Genomic DNA, 18,777 nt, shown 5'->3' with positions numbered 1-18,777 from the left:
CCATGCTGCCCGAATACAGACGCATCCTCTACGCCACCGACTTGTCCGAAAGCGCCCGCCTGGCCCTGCGCCACGCCGTATCCCTGGCCACCCGTTACGGAGCGGCCATGACCATCCTGCACGTGGTTCCGGACCTCGTGGACCTCATGAGCGAGGACGCCGGGTTCGACATCGAGACGCATTTCGAGGCCGCCGGCTGGAAGGACCTCAACGCGTCCGCCACGACGCGGGCCAAGGACAAGGCCGAGAAGCGCGTGCGCGAGATGGCCGCCGAGTGCGCCACGAACCACGCCGCCTGCCCCGTGGCAGGGGCGGAGGTGAAGATCCTGACTGGCGATCCGGCCGAACGCATCCTCGAGGAAATCCCGGGCCACGATCTGGTGGTCATGGGCGCCCACGGCCGGGGCGTGTTCGCCGACATGCTGCTGGGCTCGGTGGCCCGCAAGGTCGTGCGACTGAGTCCCGTGCCGGTGCTGACCGTGCGGCTGCCTGGGGAGAAGGCGTGAGGATGAGCAGGCCTGCAAACCCGGAAAAGGCATGGATCGCTACACTTAGAACCATTTGGAGAAATGCATGAAAATCAACCGCAGATCTTTCCTCGCCACGGGTCTGGCCGCAGCGGCCGGAGCCGTGGCCGGACCTGCGCAGGGCAGAGCCGCGGAAGGATCCAGTTCGGCCTCGAGCGTAGCAGTCGTTCTGGCCACCCTGCTCGACCTGTCCAAATGCATCGGCTGCGGGGCCTGCGTGGAGGCCTGCCGCGAGGCGAACGCACACAGGTATCCCGAACCCGTCAAACCCTTCCCGAAGATGTACCCGTCCCGGGTCAAGGCCGCAGACTGGAGCGACAAGCGCGACGTGAATGACCGCCTGACGCCCTACAACTGGCTCTACATCCAGACGGCCTCTGGTGAGTACAACGGTAGGACCTTCGAACTGAACATCCCGCGGCGCTGCCTGCACTGCCAGAACCCGCCCTGCGCCAACCTCTGCCCCTGGGGCGCGGCGTCCAAGGACGGGCGTGGCATCGTGGCGATCAACGACGAGATCTGCCTGGGCGGCTCCAAGTGCAAGGACGTCTGCCCGTGGCACATCCCCGAGCGCCAGACGGGCGTGGGCCTGTACCTGAAGCTGGCCCCCAGCTTCGCGGGCAACGGCGTCATGTACAAGTGCGACCGCTGCCAGGACCGCGTTGCAGCCGGCGGCACGCCCGCCTGCATCGAGGTCTGCCCCGAGGGCGTGCAGACCATCGGCCCGCGCGATAAGATCCTGGCCCAGGCCCGCAAGCTGGCCGAGGAGACCGGCGGCTTCCTCTACGGCGACACGGAAAACGGCGGGACCAACACGTTCTACGTCTCGCCCGTGCCCTTCGACGTCGTGAACCAGGCCATCGATAAGGGGCCGGGCCGGCCGCACCTGGCCTCCGTCGGCAATCCCTTCACCACCGAGGACACCCTTGCCCGGGCCGTCTACGCCGCGCCCCTGGCCGGTCTGGTCGCCGGAGCGCTGCACCTGATCCGCGGCGCGGCTTCGGAGGACGACCATGAATAAGCGCGGCCTGAATCTGATCTTCCGCCTGACGGTCTTCGCCCTGCTCTTCACGGGCTTCGCGCAGATGCCCATCTTCGCGCGCTACTACCTGGCCGACGTGCCGGGCTTCGCCTGGACGGCCGACTACTACCTGAACCACATCCTGCACTACGGCCTGGCCGCCGTCCTGCTGGTCTTCCTGGGCTGGCGGCTGCCCCTGGCCATGAAGCGAAGGTGGACTTCCGGCGGACTGCTCCTAACCCTGAGCTGGGCCGGCGTCGTGGCCACGGGCCTCGTGCGGGTCATGAAGAACCAGCCCGACGTGTTCTTTTCCCCGAACCTCGTCATGGCCGTGGACTGGGCACACCTGGGCTTCGTCATGCTGCTGGGAGCCGTCAGCCTGGGCCATGCCCTGGCGGCCCGCACCAAGGCGGACGCAGCGCAGTAACTTTTCCCGACGGCCCTCCCGCCGCCCGTTGCCGACTCTCGTCGGGCGCGCGGACACGGCCGGACCGGACCTCGATCAACACAAAAATTCATCATCAAGGAGTTTCTCATGGTTCCCAAGCGTATCGTCGTCATCGGAGGCACTGCCGCCGGACCCAAGGCCGCGGCCAGGGCCAGCCGCCTGGACCAGAGCGCGGAGGTCATCCTCCTGCAGAAGGCCCCGGAGCTGTCCATGGCCTCGTGCGGCTACCCCTACTACGTCTCCGGGATGTTCAAGGAACGCGAAAAGCTGCTGTGCACCCCGGCCGGCGTGGTCCGCGACCCGTCATTCTTCGCCGGCGCCAAGGGCATCACGGCCATGGTCAACACAGAGGCCGTGCGCATCGATCGCGAGGCCAAGGTCGTGAACTGGATCAACGCCGCCGGCGAGACCGGCATGCTGGCCTACGACAAGCTCATCCTCTGCACCGGCTCGGTGCCGAAGATGCCGCCCATCCTGGGCCGCGACCTGCAGGGCGTGACCACCCTGAACTCCATGGCCGACGCCGACCGCATGCGCGCCTGGGCCGAACACGGCCGGGGCAAGCGCGCCGTCATCGTCGGCGGCGGCCTCATCGGCATGGAAGCCTGCGAAGCCCTGCACGAATCCGGCGTTCATGTCACCGTGGTCGAGGCCCTGCCACAGGTTCTGGGCTTTCTCGACACGGAACTGGCCCTGCTGGTGGAGAACCACGCCCGCTCCAAGGGCGCGGACATCCTGACCGGCACGGGCATCGCCGCGATCACGGGTGAAGACGGCCACGTCACGGGCGTGCGCCTGGCCGACGGCCGCGAGCTGCCCTGCGACCTGGTGGTCATGGCCATCGGCGTGGCCCCCAACACGGCCCTGGCCAAGGAGGCCGGCCTTGAGATCGGCCGGTTCGGCGGCATCGTCGTCAACGACTTCATGGGCACCTCGGACCCGGACATCTACGCCGCGGGCGACTGCGTCGAGGTCACCAACCGGCTGACGGGTGCGAAGATGTTCGCCCCCTACGGCGACCTGGCCAACCTCGAAGGCCGCGTGGCCGGCGAAAACGCCGTGCTCGGCGACACGGTGCGCTTCCCCGGCACCATCGGCAGCGGCATCTGCAAGGTCTTCGACTTCACCGCCGCCTCCACGGGCCTGTCCGAGCGCCGAGCCCGCGAAGCCGGCTTCGACGTGGTCACGGCCGTCAACGCCAGCCCCGACAAGCCCGGTTTCATGAACGCAAAACCCCTGGTCTCCAAGATGATTGCCGATCGCGCCACGGGCCGCATCCTCGGCTTCGCCTGCGTGGGCCAGGGCGACGTCAACCGCCAGGCTTCGGAAATGGCCGTGGCCGTGGCCGCCGGCTGGACCGTGGACGACATGGCCATGGCCGACCTGCCCTACGCCCCGCCCTATTCGCAGGCCATCGACCACGCCATCGCCACGGCGCACATCCTGCAGAACAAGATGCGCGGGCTCATGACCGGCATCTCCGCCGTGGAGGCCAAGGCCCTGTTCGACGCGGGCGGCCCCCTGTATGTCCTCGACGTGCGCGGCCCCGAGGAGTTCAAGGAGATGCGCCTGGGACGCGGCGAAACCCTCATCCCCCTGGGCCAGCTGCGCAAGCGCGTGTCCGAACTGCCCGAGGACAAGAACGCGACCATCCTGTCCTTCTGCAAGGTCTCCATGCGCGGCTACGAGGCCCAGCGCATCCTGGAAAAGGAAGGCTACACCGACGTGCGCGTCATGGAAGGCGGCCTCATGGCCTGGCCCTTCGCCAGGGAACAATAGCTTCCCTCCTTGAAAGCGTCGAAAGCCCCCGCACAGCCATTCTGTGCGGGGGCTTTCGACGCTTCGGAGAAAATTCAGAAAGAGCGCTCCGCCACCGCGTACGCAACGGAGCCTTTTCGCGTAGTTAGATGAGTTCCTTGACCTTGTTCATCAATTCCGTGCTGTCGTAGGATTTGACCACATAGGCGTCGGCGGCGATGGATTTGAGGTCGCAGCGGAAGCTGTCGTAGGCGGTGCAGAGGATGACGGGCAGGTCCAGATGCTTCTGGCGGATGGACTGCAGCAGGTCGAGCCCCGATCTGCTGCCGAGCTTGATGTCCAAAATGATCAGGTCGGGGGCATTGCGCCGCACGAGTTCCAGAGGGTCTTCGCTGCCGTCGGACACGGCCACGTCGTAGCCTTGCGCCCGGAGCTCCGCGTCATAGAGCATGCGCACGTGCTCTTCGTCGTCGATGACCAGCACCTTCTTGCGGTCCATGGCTGCCTCCCTTTTTCGATGTCCTAGCAGATTCAAAAGGGCGTTGAAAGAAATCTTTGTCTTCTGCGCGACAAAACCGGATTTGAGCGCAAAGCCGGGAACGGCACGCACAAACGGGTGCGGCGCAACGTCACTGCGCCGCCTTCCCGGCCTCGGGCCGGGGTGCGGGATGCAGGGTCCCCTTGCCCGGATAGCCCGTGTCGAACTGCCGGTTGTCGCCAGGCCGCTCGAAGTAGCCGTCCTGCACGGTCTCGGCCCGGCCCATGGCCAGAAGTTCGCTCACGGTCACGAAACGCCAGCCCCGGCGCAGCAGTTCGTCCACGAAGACCGGGACGATTTCGTGCGTGTGGCGCGGCACGGCGTTGGCGTGCATGAGCACGATGGAGCCGGGGCGCACCTCGCCCGCCGCGCGCAGAGCCATATCCCGCGCCGTGCCCGCCCCGCCTTCGCCCAAGACGTCCCACTGGATCACGGGCAGCCCCATGACCGCCAGACGCTCCAGGGTTTCGGGCGCGTTGCGGCCGTAAGGCAAGCGGAAAAGCGTCATGGAAGCAGGCACCGCGGCCATCTCCGCCCCCAGGCCGCGCCCGTCGGCCCGGCGCGCCAGCTCTTCGCGCAGCAGTTCGTACTGGGCCTGGGTCCAGAGCACCTGGTCGCGAGTTTCGGCCTCGTCCGTCAGGGCGAAATTGGCATGGGTCCAGGAGTGATTGCCCAGTTCGAAGAGCGGGTCGGCCATGAGCTGCATGGTCTGCTCCGGGTGGGAACGCATCCACTTGCCCCCGGCAAAGAACGTGGCCGCAATGCCCTGGCCGCGCAGGAAATTGACGATCTCGGTGCGGTAGCCCGTGCGGTTGCTGGCCCGTTCGCACAGGTCGAAGGTCAGGGCCAGGACCTTGTCCCCGGCCGGGACATGCACGCGACGGATGACGCCGCGCGAGCCCGCCGGGACTTCGGCCAGACGCGCGACGGGTTCGAGCCGCAGAGGCGGCGTGATGTCCGCGGGTTTGGAATACGGGCGGCTGACCACATGGTCGGCCGGCGTCCCGGCCAGCTGCGCCCGGGTCCACAGCCCGTCCAGAAGGACGCGTGAGCCCTGTCCGGCCTGGACCAGCCCTGCCGATGCCATGAAGAGAAGGATGAACCCGGCCGCGTGACGCAACACCTGCATGGAACCTGCCCCGCTTGTTGGAAGACCGTGCCGGGCAGACGGCGATTCCCGCCCGACGAAACGTGCGGACGATCGCACGGCGTCCCTCCACACGCAAGCGCAAGCAATGCCATGCCGTTCGCGACCCCCCATTTTCCCAGCCCCTCGTCCATGGAGCAACTTTCCTCTTGACGGACATTGTGAGCCGTGTCACAAATTGGTTGACTGACCAACCTAAAACTTTCGGAGGAAGCATATATGGAACTGCCAGGTCTCAAAACATTTCTTGTTCCCGTTGACGGCGGCGAAGCGTCCCGTCGCGCCAAGCGTTACGCCATCGGCCTCGCCAAGCAGTGCGGCGGCAAGGTCGTGCTCTTTCACGCCCTGAGCCTCGTCAGCGCCCGCATCAGCCCCGAGGCCCGCAAGAAGATCAACATGAAGGACATGGAGCGCATCTCCAAGGTCCTGCGCCTGTACGAGGACGGCTGTCGCGAGGCCGGCGTGGTGTTCAAGACGGTCATCGGCCACGGCACTCCGGCCGACGCCATCGTCGACGCCGCCCGCGCCAACCGCTGCGACATGATCATCATGGGCTCCGGCGGCGCGACCGGCGTACGTTCGTTCCTCGGCTCGCTGTCCGACAGGGTCAGCGCTCGCAGTTCCGTGCCCGTGGCCGTCGTGGGCGATGAATGCGATTGCGCCAATTCCTGCGGCGGGTCCTGCCTGCGCCGTCTGGGCTTCAAACCCGTCCCGAACCTGCAGAACGACATGTGCGCCTGCTGAGGCGGGTTCCGGCGGCCGCAACGCCCAGCCCGACCAGGCGCGGAAGCGTATTCCGCTGACCAGGCCTCACGAAAACGCACGGCTCGTGAGAGCGCTCCTGCACCCGCGCGTCAAAACAAAACGCCCACGGCATCTCTGCCGCGGGCGTTTTGTTATTGATCGCTCGGCGCTAGATTTTGCGGCGATCCACGATCCTTCCGCCTCCTTCGCGCTGCAGGGTGCGGGGCTCCACCAGGCGGACCTCGAAGGACACGCCCAGCTCGGTCTGCAGGCGGATGCGCACGTTTTCGAGGATGCGCTGGGACTGCTTGATGGAATCGGTGCAGAAGGACTCCGGCGCCTCCAGAAGGATCGTCGCCTGGTCCATGTGCCCCTGGCGGTCCAGGACGACCTGGTAGTGCGGGTCCGCAAGACCCGTGGAGGCGATGAGCGTCTCGATCTGGGCCGGAAAGATGTTCACGCCGTGAATGATGAGCATGTCGTCGCTGCGGCCCGGGATGCGGGTCATGCGCCTGAAGGTCCGACCGCAGGCGCAGGGCGCGCCGATGAGGGTGGTCAGGTCGCCGGTGCGGAAACGGACCAGGGGGAAGGCCTCCTTGGTCAGGGTGGTCAGTACCAGTTCGCCCTTCCGCCCCTCGGGCAGAACCTCGCCGGTCTCCGGGTCCACGACCTCGGCCAGGAAATGGTCCTCGTTGATGTGCAGTCCGCAGCGTTCCAGGCATTCCCCGGCCACACCCGTGATCTCGCTCAAGCCGTAGTTGTCCGTGGCCTGGACGCCCAGGCGCTCCTCGATCTCTCGGCGTGCATCCTCGGTCCAGGGCTCCGAGCCGAAAAGGCCGAAGCGCAGGCTCAAGGCCGTCTTGTTGATGCCCATCTCGTCGAGGGTGTCGGCCAGGTGCAGGGCGTAGCTCGGGGTGCAGATAAGGGCCGTGGTCCTGTAGTCCTGCATGATGGAGATCTGGCGCCGGGCGTTGCCGCCCGAGCTGGGGATGACCGATGCGCCGATGAGCTCGGCCCCGGAGTGGATGCCGAAGGCGCCGGTGAACAGGCCGTAGTTGAAGGCGATCTGCACGGCGTCGTCCTTGGTCACGCCGCCGGCCGTGAGGATTCGCGCGGCCAGCTCGGACCAGCGGCGCACGTCGCCCGAGGTGTACCCCACCACCGTGGGCCTGCCCGTGGTGCCCATGGAGGCCTGCATGCGCACCACGTCGCGCAGGGGCACGGCGAAGAGCCCGTACGGGTAGTTCTCGCGCAGGTCGGCCTTGGTGGTGAAGGGCAGACGCCGCACGTCAGCCAGGGACTGCACGTCGTAGGGGTCGATGCCCAGTTCCGCGAACCGCCGCCGGTACAGGGGCACGTTGCGGGCCACGCGGTTCAGGGTGGCCTGCAGTCGCTCCAGCTGCAGAAGCTCCAGGTCGCCGCGGTCCATGCATTCATATTCGCTCTGCCAGTACATCTTTCTCCCCCTATATCCCTAAATTCCCGACCATTCGCAGGACGCGTGAAAAGGTTCGAGTGCAAGGCGCAAGGCCAAAACGGGGCCGAAGTGTATCGCGACATACATGAGGGCCCGTTTTGGCCGCAACAACGCGACAATCGGGCCTTTTCACGCTTCCTGCTCGCGGCCCAGGTAGGCGCGCTGGACGTCGCGGTTGGCCAGCAGTTCGGCCGCGGTGCCCTGCAGGATGACGCGGCCGTTCTCCAGGACGTAGCCGCGGTCGGCGATCTTCAGGGCGCTCTTGGCGTTCTGCTCCACGAGCAGGACCGTCAGGCCCAGCCTGTCGCGCAGTTCCACGATATGCCGGAAAATGTCCCGGACCACCAGCGGGGCCAGGCCCATGCCCGGCTCGTCCAGCAGCAGCATCCGCGGCCGGGCCATGAGGGCGCGGCCGATGGCCAGCATCTGCTGCTCCCCGCCCGACAGGGTCCCGGCGGCCTGGGCCCGGCGCTCGCGCAGGACCGGGAACATGGCGTACATGGTTTCCATGTCCTCGGCGATGGCGGCGCGCTCGCGGAAGCGCGGCCGGGTGTAGGCCCCCAGGCGCAGGTTGTCCTCCACCGACAGGGGGCTGAAGACCAGGCGCCCCTCGGGCACGTGGGAGATGCCGGCGCGCACGATCTGCTCGGGGCTTCTGCGCGTCAGTTCCTCATCGCCGAAAAGTATGCTGCCCTGGCCGGGGCGGTTCAGGCCCGAGATGGTGCAGAGCATGGTCGTCTTGCCCGCGCCGTTGCCGCCGATGAGGGCCACGATCTCGCCCTGCCGCACGTGCAGGGTGGCGCGGCGCACGGCGTGGATGCGGCCGTAGAACACGTCGACGTTCTTGAGGGACAGCAGGGTCTTCATTCCTCGTCCCCCCCGAGGTAGGCGGCCACGACTCTGGGGTCCTTCTGGACCTGGGCCGGCGTGCCGCGGCTGATGGTCTGGCCGAAACAGAGCACCATGATCGCGTCGCTGATGCCCATGACCAGTTCCATGTCGTGCTCGACCAGGATGACCGAAAGCCCGTAGGTGTCGCGAATGCGCACGATCATGGCCGCCAGGGCCTGGGTTTCGGCGATGTTCAGACCGGCGGCCGGTTCGTCCAGCAGCAGGAGCCGGGGCCGCGCCGCCAGGGCCCGAGCCAGCTCCAGCGACCGCTGCCGGCCGAAGGCCAGATCCTTGGCCGTGGCCTGGGCGTACTCGGCCATGCCGACGAACTCCAGGGCGTCCATGGCCTCGCGCCGGATGTCCGCCTCGATCCTGCGCGAACGCGGCGTGCGCAGCATGCTGTGCCAGGCCGGGACGCTCAGGCGGCCGTGACAGCCCATGGCCACGTTCTCGAGCACCGTCATGTTGGAAAATATCTCCAGGTTCTGGAATGTCCGGACCATGCCCGCCCGGGCCCGCGCGTGGGCCGGCCAGGCGGTTATGTCACGTCCGTCGAAAAGGATGCTTCCGCCGCTGGGCGACACCATGCCGGAAATGACGTTCAGAAGCGTAGTCTTGCCCGCGCCGTTGGGTCCGATGATGGCCGTGATGGCCCCGGCTTCGGCCTCGAAATCGACCTCCGCCAGGGCGTGCACCCCGCCGAATCGTACGGACACGCCGCGCGTTGCCAGCACCGCGCTACCCATGGGCGGCCCCCGAGGCGTTGCGCGCCGCCCAGGCCCGTCTGACCCGGGCCCACAGCCTGTTCCAGCCCCCGGCCATGCCGTCGGGCATAAACATCATGCACAAGATGAGGATGGCCCCGAAGAGCACGACCTCGACGTTCTCGAAGGCGCGCAGGAACTCGGGCAGGACGGTCACGAAGAAGGCGCCGACGATGGCCCCCGGCACGCTGACCATGCCGCCCAGCACGACCATGACGATGAGTTCCACCGAAAACATGAAGCCGAAGGACGACGGCGCGATGAAGGTCAGGTAGTGGGCGTAGAGCACGCCGGCCACGGCCGAGAACGCGGCCGAGAGGACGAAGACGAAGAGCTTGTAGCGGGCGATGTCCACGCCCATGGCCTGGGCCGCCTTCTCGGAGGTGTGCAGGGCGCGCAGGGCCCGTCCGATGCGACTGTGCAGCAGGTTGAAGGCCAGCCACACGGCCAGGCACAGCACGCCCGCCACGACGCGGTACAGAGCCAGGTCCTTCTTCACCTCGTGGCCGAAGAAGGACAGGCGGGGGATGCCGACAAAACCCGAGGGGCCGCCGGTGATGTCCACGGTCTCGGTGAAAAGGATGGACAGGATGATGCCGAAGCCCAGGGTGGCCATGGCCAGGTAGTGGCCCTTGAGCTTCAGGGACGGCATGCCGATGAGCACGCTCACGACCACGGTCAGGGCCACGCCCGCCAGCATGGAGGCCTCCACGGGCCAGCCGGCCGTGGCGCTCAGCCAGGCGCTCGCGTAGGCGGCCAGGCCGTAGAATCCGGCGTGCCCCAGGGAGATCTGCCCGGCGTGCCCCACCAGCAGGCACAGCCCCACGGCGTTCAGGGAGTGCAGGCAGCCCAGGATGAGGATGGTCAGGAAATAGTTGTTGGGCAGCGCCGCCGGCGCGAGCATGAGCAGCGCGAAGAAGCAGCCCAGCCAGATCATGTCCTTGCGGTAGCTCACGTCACACCCGCTTGCTGTCTTTGAGGCCGAACAGCCCCGATGGTTTGACGAAGAGGAGGGCCAGCAGGATGACGAAGGCCAGGGCGTCCTTGTAGGCCGAGGAGATGAAGCCTGCACCGAGGGATTCCAGCACGCCGAGGATGACCCCGCCCGCCGCCGCCCCGAAGGGGTTGCCCAGGCCGCCCAGGATGCAGGCCGCGAAGCCCTTGAGGCCGAGCATGATGCCCACGTCGTAGGATGTCATGGTGATGGGCGCGAGAATCACGCCTCCCACGGCCCCGACCAGCGCCGAGATCATGAAGGACAGCAGGACCATGCGCTGCACGCCGATGCCCACCAGGGACGCGGCCTTGGGGTCGTGGGAGCAGGCCAGCATGGCCTTGCCGTGGATGGTCCCGGAGAAGAAGGCCTTGAGGCCCGCCAGGAGCAGGAGGCTCACGGCCAGCACCCACAAGGCCTGGGGCATGACGGCCGCGCCCAGGACCATGATGGGCCGGTCGCCCGAGAAGGGTTCGAGCACGTGCGTGTCCTTGCCCCAGGCCAGCATGGCCAGGCCGCGAACGAGGATGGACACGCCGATGGTGATGATGACCAGGTTGATGGTCGGGCAGTCGCGCACGGGGCGGATGGCCAGGCGCTCGACCAAAGCACCCGCCACGGTGGCCCCGACCACGGCCAGAATCACGGCCACCGGTTCTCCGAGCCCCAGGACGCGGGTAAAATAGACGCTCATCATGCCGCCGAGCATGACGAACTCGCCTTGGGCGAAGTTGATGACGCCCGTGGTGTTGAAGATGATGGTGAACCCCAGCGCCGTCAGGCCGTAGGTGCTACCCAGGGTCAGGCCGGTGATGAGGTACTGCAGGAGGCTCGACGGGTCCATGTGCTCCCAAGAAAAAGGCCGGCGGACGCTTCCATCCGTCGGCCTGTTCGGACGTTGCGGTTCTACTCGGTCACGTTCCAGGTGCCGTTCTTGATGGTCACCATGATGAAGGCGCTCTCGTCAAGGCCGTTGTGGTTGTCGGGGCCGTAGGTGTACACCCCCGACGTTCCGGGGAACTTCGCGATCTTCTCCAGGTTGTCGCGGATGTCGGCGGGCTTGGCAGAGCCGCCCTTGCCGACGGCCTCCAGGACCAGGGCGAAGGCGTCGTGGGCGTAGCCGCCGAAGGACGAGACCGGGGAGTTGTAGGCCTTGGCGTAATCGGCCACGTAGGCCTCAAGCACCGGTTTCTGGGGATGGTCGGCCGGGACCAGGTCCACGGCCACCAGGCGGCCGGCCGGGAGAACGAGCCCTTCGGCCGCGTCGCCGGCCAGTTCGATGAATTTGTCCGAGGCCACGCCGTGACTCATGTACAAGGGCGTGGTCAGGCCCAGCTGGACGCGGTTGCGGGCCACTACGGCCGGGCCGGGGTTGGTGCCCCAACAGATGATGGCGTCGGGCGCGGCGCCCTTGATCTTGGTCAGCTGGGCGGTCATGTCCGTGTCCTTGGGCCCGTAGACCTCGTCGGCCACGAGCTGGAAGCCCCCGGCCGGGATGAGCTCGTTCAGGACCCCGCGGCCGGCTTGGCCGTAGCCGTCGGACACCGTCAGGATGGCCAGCTTGGAGAAGCCCCTGGCCTTGGCGCTCTGGAGAATCTTGGTCACGGCATGGCGGTCCAGCTGCGGGGTGTTGAAGACCCACGGGTCCACGGGCTTGACGATCTTCTCGGCGGCCGCGCAGGACACCAGCGGCACCTCGGCCGAGGAGAAGAACTTGGAGATGGCCAGGGTATTGCCGGAAATGCTCGGGCCGATGACCACGCTGACGCCGTCCTGGTCCAGGAGCTTCTTGGCGGCCATGACGCACTTGTTCACGTCGGACTCGTCGTCGTAGACGATGACCTCGACCTGTTTCCCGTTCACGCCTCCGGCCGAGTTGACCTTGTCCTTGAGCATGAGGAGCGTGTTCTTCTCGGGCTCGCCCAGGAAGGAGGCCGGGCCGGTCACGGAGAAGATGGCGCCGATCCTGATCGTGTCGGCCGCCAGGGCCGGGACGCAGGACAACAGGGTGAAAACGAGGGCAACGACCCACTTCGCCGCTTTCATGAAGACCTCCGAAACGTGTGAGGGTGAACCCGGAAAACCGGACAATTTGAACGATAATCGATAACCTGATGACACAAGGCCTGTCAATCGAGGAACGACCGGGAATGCAGGGGTTCCGGGCCTCGAGGCGATCCGAGGCGCAGGGGGCGCGGGGAGGCGGAAATACGGAGGAAACGGCGTGGTCCCAGACGGGGGCCGAAAATGCAAAAGCCCGTCATGCAGCATCATGACGGGCTTTCGTGACTGAATCGGGTGCGTATGGCTAGATCTTGTTCGCGGCCAGGGAAAGACGGGAAATCTTCCGGGCGGCAGTGCGCCAGTGCACGACTTTCTTGCTCGCGGCTTTGTCCAGAACCGTGGTGGCGGCCTTCAGGGCGGTGGTCACGGCATCCTGGTCCTGGGACTCGATGGCGGTGCGCACGGCCTTCATGGCGTTCTTCACACGGGTTTTCATCATTCTATTGCGCTCGCGGGCCTTGAGGCTCTGGCGGTGTCTCTTGAGGGCAGACTTGTGATTGGCCAAGATAAAACTCCTTTCAAAAATATACGCGTGTTTCAGTCAGTAAGAAGATGTCTCTGCAATCCGAAGGCTGTAGCCGATGCTTTTGGACGCTGTCAAGCCCGCAGACGGCATCAGACCTGGAATTTTCCGAAATCGGCCACCCGTCCCAGGGTCGAGACCAGCCTTTGCAGCAGGTTCAGGCGATTGGTGCGCAAGGCCGCGTCGTCGCACATAACCATGACGCCGTCGAAGAAGGCGTCCACCACCGGGCGCAGGGTGCCCAGGAGGGCCAGCATCTTCGGGTAGTCGCCGGCCTCGGCCAGACGGGCCCACTCGGGCTCGACGGCCTGCAGCGCGGCCCAGAAGGCCTTCTCGGCGTCGCCTTCGAGCAGGTTCTCGCGGATCTCGCCCGAGAGTTCCTGACCGGCCTGCTTGCGGATGATGTTGGCTGCGCGCTTGAAGGTCAGGACCGAGGCCTCGAAATCCGCCTCGCGGCTAAAATCGGCCAGGGCCTCCACCCGCCGCCAAGTCTCGAAGATGTCGCCAAAGCCGGGGGCCATGGCAGCCTCGAGGACCAGGGTCGGGACGCCCTGGGCGTTCCAGTAGGCGCGCAGACGCTGGCCGAAGAAATCCATGAGCTTGTCCAGCGCCTCTTCGGGCGGCAGCTTCCACTCCACACCGACGTACCCGACCTGGGCCTCGCGCAGGAGTTCCGCCAGGTCCAGGGTCAGCCCCTTTTCGAGCACGATGCGACACACGCCCAGGGCGTTGCGCCGCAGGGCGTACGGGTCGGCCGCGCCCGTGGGCATCATGCCCAGGCCGAAGCAGCCGGCCAGGTTGTCAAGCTTGTCGGCCAGGGACAGGATGACGCCGGCCATGCTCCCCGGCAGCGGGGAATCCTGGCCCGCGGGCAGGTACTGCTCGTAGAGCGCCCGGGCCACGGTCTCGCCCTTGCCCTTCATGCGGGCGTAGATGCCGCCCATCTTGCCCTGCAGGTCGTCGAACTCGTAGACCATCTCGGATACGAGATCGGCCTTGGACAGGCGGCCTGCCCGGCCCATGTCCGCGGACAGTTCCGGGGCGATGCGCGAGGCGATGGACGCGGCGAGCTTTTCGAGCCTGCGGGTCTTGTCGCCCATGGTGCCGAGTGGGCCGATGAAGATGACCTTGTCGAGCTTGTCCAGCCACTGCTCGAAGGTGGCGGCGCAGTCTGCCTCCCAGAAGAAGCGGGCGTCCTCCAGGCGGGCCCGCAGGACCCTCTCCCAGCCCTTACGGACCAGGGCGGGCTCGCGGGACTCGATGTTGGCGGCGGTCAGGAAATACGGCAGGAGCTTGCCGTCCGCACCGCGCAGGCCGAAACTCTTCTGGTGGGTTTCCATGCTCGTCAGCAGGACTTCGGCCGGAAGTTCCAGGAATTTTTCGTGAAAGCCGCCAAGCATGGCCCTGGGCGCCTCCACCAGGTTGGCCACCTGGTCCAGCAGCGACTCGGACCACTCCACCGTACCGCCGACCTCGGCGGCCAGGCGGTCGCCGTCGGCGCGTATGGCGGACCTGCGGGCCGCGGCGTCGAGGACCACCCTGCCCTGCTCAAGAAGGACGCGGGCGTAGTCGTCGGCGTGGGGCACGGCGAAGGGGCCGGGACCCATGACACGGTGACCGCGTGTTTCCGAGCCCGCCGTCAGGCCCGCGAAGTCGAAGGGCACCGCCCTGTCGTCCAGCATGGCCAGGAGCCAGCGCACGGGGCGGCCGAAAGTGCAGTCCTTGCCGATCCACTGCATCTTCTTGGGGAAGGTCAGGGACGGCAGCACGGCCGCGCACGTCTCGGCCAGGATGTCGGCCGCGACGCGGCCGCCGACGGTCTTCTTCAGGGCCAGGTACTCGCCCTTGTCCGTCTTCTCCACGTAGACCTGGTCGAACTCAACGTTCTGGGACTTGGCGAAGCCCAGCCCCGCCTTGGTCGGTTTTCCGTCGGCGTCGAGGGCGATGCGCACGGGCGGGCCCGAGACCACGATCTCCTCGGTCTTCTGCACGCCGGCCAGTCCCGTGATGTCCACCACCAGACGCCGGGGCGTGGAAAAGGAGGCCACGGCGCCGAATTCGAGCCCGGACTCGCCGAGCAGGGCCTCGAAGCGTTCGCGCAGCTCCCGGTCCAGCAGGGGCAGGAAACGCGCCGGCATTTCCTCCACACCGATCTCAAGAACGAAATGACTCATGAAAAAACTCCCTATGCAGAACCCGTGAACGGGAAGGTCAGGATTTCAAAAGCGGATGCCCCATCGCCGCGCGCTGTTCGACGTAGAGCCTGGCCACGGCCGAGGCCAGGGCCCGGACCCGGGCGATGTACTTGGCCCGCTCGGTGATAGAGATGGCTCCGCGGGCGTCCAGCAGGTTGAAGGTGTGGGAGCACTTCAGGCAGAAGTCGTAGGCCGGCCAGGGCAGCCCGGCCTCGCAGAGCTTGCGGGACTCAGCCTCGCAGGCGTTGAAGAAGCCCAGCAGCATGTCCTGGTCCGAGTGGTCGAAATTGTACTTCGAGTGCTCCACCTCGGCCTGGTGGTAGACCTGCCCGTAGGTCACGTGGTCGTTCCAGGCCAGGTCGTAGACCGACTCCTTCTCCTGCAGGTACATGCACAGCCGCTCCACGCCGTAGGTGATCTCGCAGCTGACGGGCTCCAGGTTGATGCCGCCGACCTGCTGGAAGTACGTGAACTGCGTGACCTCCATGCCGTTGAGCCACACTTCCCAACCCAGGCCCCAGGCGCCCAGCGTCGGACTCTCCCAGTCGTCCTCGACGAAGCGGATGTCGTGGACGTGCTTGTCGATGCCCAGCACCCCGAGACTGTCCAGGTACAGTTCCAGCACGTTGGCCGGGGACGGCTTCAGGATGACCTGGAACTGGAAATAGTGCTGCAGGCGGTTGGGATTCTCGCCGTAGCGGCCGTCCGTGGGGCGGCGGGTGGACTCGGGGTAGGCCACCTTCCAGGGCTCGGGGCCCAGGACCCGCAGGAAGGTCGAGGGGTTGAAGGTCCCGGCCCCGACCTCCATGTCGTATGGAAACTGCAGCACGCAGCCCTGTCCGGCCCAGAAACGCTGCAGGTTGCTGATGACGTCCTGAAAATTCATGCGAAGCTCCTTAGAACGATATGCCCGGCCGCGTCAGCACCGCACGAAGCGGTTGCCCTCGCAGGTCAGGCCCAGATGGCATTGGACAAAGGCGTCCACGAGGTGGGCGCATTCCTCCCGCACCCTGGCCGGCGGCATGAGGCCGGCCCATTCCTTGGGGCCCGTGCGGGCCAGATGGTCCAGCAGCCCCAGGGTCTCGCGGGAGGTGGAAATCTTGGCGCCGCCCCCAGACGGGCAGCGCAGACAATAGAGCCCGCCCTCCTGCACGGCGAAGACCGAGCGGTGATGGGCGTCGAGGGGGCCGCCGCACTGGCGGCAGCGCCGCAGGTCCGGCTGGTAGCCCTGGGAAAAGGCCATCTTGGCCCGAAACAGCAGCGGGATGAACCACGACCCCGGCTCTTCCCGGTCCAGGGCCTCCAGGGTCTCCCGCAGCAGGGCGTAGGCCGGCGCGTACCCGTCCGGGGTGAAGGACAGGGACTCGAAGAAACGCACGCAGTTGCTGATCATCCCCAACTTCTTGAGGTCCCGCTTGAGGGTCGGGAAGCCGTTGATGAGGGTCCCCTCCTCCAGGCAGTAATACTCCTGACGGCCCCGGCTGACCCGGAAGTGGACCACGCTCAGGTGGTCCAGACAGCCGCAGAAGCGCCGGCGGCTGCGGTGTCCGCCAAAAGCGAAGCCCGTCAGCAGGCCGTGGGTGGGTGAAAAAAAACGGACCCAGCAGTCCGCTTCACGAAACGTGCCCACCCGCAGCACAAGAACCTGTTCGGAAAATTCCACGCTCCGATCCTCGCCGACGCTTCCGGCGCCGGCCTACTGCACGACCAGCGTCTTGACCTCCCCGAGCTTGGCCTCGAAGGGGTAGGGTTTGCCGTCGAGTTCGAGGGCCACGCCGCCGGCATTGCCGAACTTGACGCTCAGGGAGTCGCGGAAGGTGATCGTCGCCGACTCCCCCTTGCGCAAGAAATAGTCCACGACCTTGTCGTCGGGCCGAGCCTGCAGCCAACTGGCCGAGCTCGCGCTGATGCGCAGCGTCCGCTCGCCGCCGGTGGCCGCGGGAGCGCTTGGCGCCTGCTCGCGGGTCACCGCGGGGGCGACGACGGAGGCCTCGGGCTGTTTCGCGGCCGCAGGCGCCGGAACCTGCCCGGCGGCGGGGGCGGCGGAGGCATTGCCGGCATCGGCGGGAGAGGCGTTCTGCACGGCCTCGGCTCCTGCCGGGAGTTGCGGCTCGGCGGCCACCTCCTGCATTTGCGTCAGGGGGGCGGGCACATTCTCGGGCGGCAGGGTCTGGGCCTGCGGCGCCGGGGCGGGCGCGGGCTCCTGAACGGCCGGCGCGGACTCTGTGACCTGGCGCGAACGGTAGACGTCGAAGACGTACCAGCCAAGCGCCCCCAGGGCCAGGATGCCGGCGATGGCGACCACGCGCACGATGGTGTTCACGTGGTCCGCATCATGGGTCCGGACCCTGATTTTGGGCGCATGGTGCTCGGGGTGGTCTGCCTCAGTGGGCACGGGATACTCGCGGCTGAAATGCGCGCACAGGTCCTGCGCGTCGAGGCCGAGCAGCAGGGCGTAGCTCCGCACGAAGCCCCTGGCGTAGACCGGGTGGGGAAATCTTTCACGGTTGCCCTCTTCGAGGGCGGAAATGACCGAGGGAGCGATCTTGGTCTTCTCCTCGACCGCCTCGATGCTCAGGCCCTTTCGCTCCCGCGTTTCGCGCAGCAACGTTCCGATTTCGATCAGATCCATATTCCGCGTCACTCCGTCGTGGATTGGAAAAAGAGGCCTAGAGCCGCTTGTCGATCACGGCCTTGGCGCGCAGCCCGGCCATGTATTCCTTGAAACGCTCTTCGAGCTTGGGACGCATGATGGCCTCGCGCACCTCATCTTCGACGGTGCCCTGCTCCTGCCGCGCCTCGTCCTTGCGGTCCAGCAGCTTGAGGATGACCCAGCGCTCCTGAATCAGCTCGGGACGGCTCATGTCGCCAACGGAAAGGTCCCGCAGGGCCTGACGCCAGGGCTCGGCCAGGTCGCGCCACCGCACGCCGGCCATGACGCCGTCGTCGGCCTTGGGACCCACGGAATACCGGTCCACAGCCTCGGCGAAACCGATTTCGCCCGCACCGATCCTGGTCCAGAGTTCCTCGGCCTGGGCGGAGTCCATCACGGCCAGGATCTGCAGGTCAACGGTGCGCTCCGTGGTCAGTTCGGCACTGTTGCGCTCCTTGTAGGCGTCGATCTCTTCCTGCGTGACCACCACCTTGCGCCGGACCATGTAGTTGATGATCTTGTGCTTGACGATGTCCTGGCGGCTGCGTTCCTTGAATTGCTCCGCCGTCAGCCCCTGCAGGCGCAGGGAACGCTCGAAGTCGTCCTCGGTCATGCGGTGCCGTGCCTTGAACTGCCGGATCTCGTTGTCCACTTCCGAGTCGGAGACCTCGACCTGGAGCCTGGCCGCCTCCTGGCGCATGATGATGTCGTCGATCATCCCGTCGAGCACCTGGGGGGCGATCTTGGCGGCCTCCTCGGCCGGCGGGGTCTGACCCGCGATGAGGCGGATCTGCTGCTGCAGGTCGACGTAGGTGATGATCTCGCCGTTGACCACGGCGACGATGCGGTCCAGGACCTGCGCGGCCTGCGCCTGGCCGATGACGGCGAGCAGAAGAGACAGGGCCAGAAGAACACGGAAACACGTTTTTTTGATCATCGGAAGCTCTTATCCTTTGAATATGTCGCTGAAGGGCACGTCTTCGACGAACGCGCACGGCCCAACCGGCGCATCGAAAAGAGCGCGGGGCCAGGG

General features: G+C 66.6%; 19 protein-coding genes. 5 read left to right on the top strand and 14 right to left on the bottom strand.

From position 1 onward, the window contains the following. Positions 1-2: 2 nt before the first annotated feature. The 4 genes from G394_RS19690 to G394_RS0116515 all read left to right on the top strand — a co-directional run bounded on the left by G394_RS19690 (position 3) and on the right by G394_RS0116515 (position 3,775). Positions 3-506, top strand: coding sequence for a universal stress protein (locus G394_RS19690; RefSeq protein ID WP_043776323.1), 504 nt, complete (start codon positions 3-5; stop codon positions 504-506). A 67-nt stretch (positions 507-573) separates the two neighbouring features. Beyond that, the gene (locus G394_RS0116525) at positions 574-1,548 is read left to right on the top strand and encodes a 4Fe-4S dicluster domain-containing protein (RefSeq protein WP_028578593.1); all 975 of its coding nucleotides are present in this window, start codon (positions 574-576) and stop codon (positions 1,546-1,548) included. Continuing rightward, positions 1,541-1,975 (top strand): hypothetical protein, encoded by a 435-nt coding sequence (locus G394_RS19685; RefSeq protein WP_051307271.1) that lies wholly within the window; start codon positions 1,541-1,543, stop codon positions 1,973-1,975. The genes G394_RS0116525 and G394_RS19685 overlap by 8 nt, the downstream gene beginning before the upstream one ends. 108 nt (positions 1,976-2,083) lie before the next feature. Beyond that, on the top strand, positions 2,084-3,775 hold the full coding sequence (locus tag G394_RS0116515) for an FAD-dependent oxidoreductase (protein ID WP_028578592.1): 1,692 nt from the start codon (positions 2,084-2,086) through the stop codon (positions 3,773-3,775). Between the two features lie 124 nt (positions 3,776-3,899). Here G394_RS0116515 and G394_RS0116510 read toward each other — a convergent pair whose 3' ends face one another. After that, positions 3,900-4,253, bottom strand: a complete 354-nt coding sequence (locus G394_RS0116510; RefSeq protein ID WP_028578591.1) for a response regulator — start codon at positions 4,251-4,253, stop codon at positions 3,900-3,902. 130 nt (positions 4,254-4,383) lie between these two features. Continuing rightward, positions 4,384-5,421: a polysaccharide deacetylase family protein gene (locus G394_RS19680; protein ID WP_051307270.1), complete on the bottom strand. Its 1,038-nt coding sequence runs from the start codon at positions 5,419-5,421 to the stop codon at positions 4,384-4,386. Positions 5,422-5,658: 237 nt separating this feature from the next. Here G394_RS19680 and G394_RS0116500 point away from each other — a divergent pair, with 237 nt between their 5' ends. Beyond that, positions 5,659-6,183 carry a universal stress protein gene (locus tag G394_RS0116500; RefSeq protein WP_028578590.1) on the top strand — a complete coding sequence of 175 codons (525 nt, stop codon included), beginning with the start codon at positions 5,659-5,661 and terminating at the stop codon, positions 6,181-6,183. Between the two features lie 169 nt (positions 6,184-6,352). Here G394_RS0116500 and G394_RS0116495 read toward each other — a convergent pair whose 3' ends face one another. From G394_RS0116495 to G394_RS0116435, 12 genes are all read right to left on the bottom strand, one after another. Continuing rightward, positions 6,353-7,639 carry a phenylacetate--CoA ligase family protein gene (locus G394_RS0116495; protein WP_028578589.1) on the bottom strand — a complete coding sequence of 429 codons (1,287 nt, stop codon included), beginning with the start codon at positions 7,637-7,639 and terminating at the stop codon, positions 6,353-6,355. 150 nt (positions 7,640-7,789) lie between these two features. After that, positions 7,790-8,518, bottom strand: a complete 729-nt coding sequence (locus G394_RS0116490) for an ABC transporter ATP-binding protein (RefSeq protein WP_028578588.1) — start codon at positions 8,516-8,518, stop codon at positions 7,790-7,792. A gap of 5 nt (positions 8,519-8,523) precedes the next feature. After that, a complete protein-coding gene (locus tag G394_RS0116485) occupies positions 8,524-9,297 on the bottom strand; it encodes an ABC transporter ATP-binding protein (RefSeq protein WP_028578587.1) in 774 nt (257 codons plus the stop codon). Then, positions 9,290-10,270: a branched-chain amino acid ABC transporter permease gene (locus G394_RS19675; protein WP_245578368.1), complete on the bottom strand. Its 981-nt coding sequence runs from the start codon at positions 10,268-10,270 to the stop codon at positions 9,290-9,292. The genes G394_RS0116485 and G394_RS19675 overlap by 8 nt, the downstream gene beginning before the upstream one ends. Position 10,271: 1 nt before the next feature. Beyond that, complete coding sequence (locus G394_RS0116475; RefSeq protein WP_028578586.1) at positions 10,272-11,153, bottom strand: branched-chain amino acid ABC transporter permease; 882 nt, start codon at positions 11,151-11,153, stop codon at positions 10,272-10,274. A 62-nt stretch (positions 11,154-11,215) separates the two neighbouring features. Beyond that, a complete protein-coding gene (locus tag G394_RS0116470) occupies positions 11,216-12,355 on the bottom strand; it encodes an ABC transporter substrate-binding protein (protein WP_028578585.1) in 1,140 nt (379 codons plus the stop codon). Between the two features lie 262 nt (positions 12,356-12,617). Beyond that, positions 12,618-12,878, bottom strand: a complete 261-nt coding sequence (gene rpsT / locus G394_RS0116465; protein ID WP_028578584.1) for a 30S ribosomal protein S20 — start codon at positions 12,876-12,878, stop codon at positions 12,618-12,620. Positions 12,879-12,988: 110 nt separating this feature from the next. After that, positions 12,989-15,070, bottom strand: a complete 2,082-nt coding sequence (gene glyS, locus G394_RS0116460; protein ID WP_028578583.1) for a glycine--tRNA ligase subunit beta — start codon at positions 15,068-15,070, stop codon at positions 12,989-12,991. Between the two features lie 37 nt (positions 15,071-15,107). Further along, positions 15,108-15,977 (bottom strand): glycine--tRNA ligase subunit alpha, encoded by an 870-nt coding sequence (locus tag G394_RS0116455; RefSeq protein ID WP_028578582.1) that lies wholly within the window; start codon positions 15,975-15,977, stop codon positions 15,108-15,110. A gap of 33 nt (positions 15,978-16,010) precedes the next feature. Next, the gene (gene recO / locus G394_RS0116450; protein WP_028578581.1) at positions 16,011-16,754 is read right to left on the bottom strand and encodes a DNA repair protein RecO; all 744 of its coding nucleotides are present in this window, start codon (positions 16,752-16,754) and stop codon (positions 16,011-16,013) included. 33 nt (positions 16,755-16,787) lie between these two features. Further along, complete coding sequence (locus tag G394_RS21765; RefSeq protein ID WP_043776316.1) at positions 16,788-17,723, bottom strand: helix-turn-helix domain-containing protein; 936 nt, start codon at positions 17,721-17,723, stop codon at positions 16,788-16,790. Positions 17,724-17,760: 37 nt separating this feature from the next. Next, a complete protein-coding gene (locus G394_RS0116435) occupies positions 17,761-18,681 on the bottom strand; it encodes a SurA N-terminal domain-containing protein (protein ID WP_028578579.1) in 921 nt (306 codons plus the stop codon). Positions 18,682-18,777: the final 96 nt, after the last annotated feature.

The sequence above is a fragment of the Desulfomicrobium escambiense DSM 10707 genome (genome assembly GCF_000428825.1).
GTDB lineage: Bacteria > Desulfobacterota > Desulfovibrionia > Desulfovibrionales > Desulfomicrobiaceae > Desulfomicrobium > Desulfomicrobium escambiense.
Note: the sequence above shows the minus strand (reverse complement) of the source record. Positions and strands in the feature narration are given on the sequence as shown.

What these genes read in the sequence shown, in the direction of transcription:
- G394_RS19690 (WP_043776323.1), top strand. Translation starts at nt 3, where the DNA reads ATGCTGCCCGAATACAGACGCATCCTCTACGCCACCGACTTGTCCGAA.
- G394_RS0116525 (WP_028578593.1), top strand. Translation starts at nt 574, where the DNA reads ATGAAAATCAACCGCAGATCTTTCCTCGCCACGGGTCTGGCCGCAGCG.
- G394_RS19685 (WP_051307271.1), top strand. Translation starts at nt 1,541, where the DNA reads ATGAATAAGCGCGGCCTGAATCTGATCTTCCGCCTGACGGTCTTCGCC.
- G394_RS0116515 (WP_028578592.1), top strand. Translation starts at nt 2,084, where the DNA reads ATGGTTCCCAAGCGTATCGTCGTCATCGGAGGCACTGCCGCCGGACCC.
- G394_RS0116510 (WP_028578591.1), bottom strand. Translation starts at nt 4,253, where the DNA reads ATGGACCGCAAGAAGGTGCTGGTCATCGACGACGAAGAGCACGTGCGC.
- G394_RS19680 (WP_051307270.1), bottom strand. Translation starts at nt 5,421, where the DNA reads ATGCAGGTGTTGCGTCACGCGGCCGGGTTCATCCTTCTCTTCATGGCA.
- G394_RS0116500 (WP_028578590.1), top strand. Translation starts at nt 5,659, where the DNA reads ATGGAACTGCCAGGTCTCAAAACATTTCTTGTTCCCGTTGACGGCGGC.
- G394_RS0116495 (WP_028578589.1), bottom strand. Translation starts at nt 7,639, where the DNA reads ATGTACTGGCAGAGCGAATATGAATGCATGGACCGCGGCGACCTGGAG.
- G394_RS0116485 (WP_028578587.1), bottom strand. Translation starts at nt 9,297, where the DNA reads ATGGGTAGCGCGGTGCTGGCAACGCGCGGCGTGTCCGTACGATTCGGC.
- G394_RS0116475 (WP_028578586.1), bottom strand. Translation starts at nt 11,153, where the DNA reads ATGGACCCGTCGAGCCTCCTGCAGTACCTCATCACCGGCCTGACCCTG.
- G394_RS0116470 (WP_028578585.1), bottom strand. Translation starts at nt 12,355, where the DNA reads ATGAAAGCGGCGAAGTGGGTCGTTGCCCTCGTTTTCACCCTGTTGTCC.
- glyS (WP_028578583.1), bottom strand. Translation starts at nt 15,070, where the DNA reads ATGAGTCATTTCGTTCTTGAGATCGGTGTGGAGGAAATGCCGGCGCGT.
- G394_RS0116455 (WP_028578582.1), bottom strand. Translation starts at nt 15,977, where the DNA reads ATGAATTTTCAGGACGTCATCAGCAACCTGCAGCGTTTCTGGGCCGGA.
- G394_RS21765 (WP_043776316.1), bottom strand. Translation starts at nt 17,723, where the DNA reads ATGGATCTGATCGAAATCGGAACGTTGCTGCGCGAAACGCGGGAGCGA.
- G394_RS0116435 (WP_028578579.1), bottom strand. Translation starts at nt 18,681, where the DNA reads ATGATCAAAAAAACGTGTTTCCGTGTTCTTCTGGCCCTGTCTCTTCTG.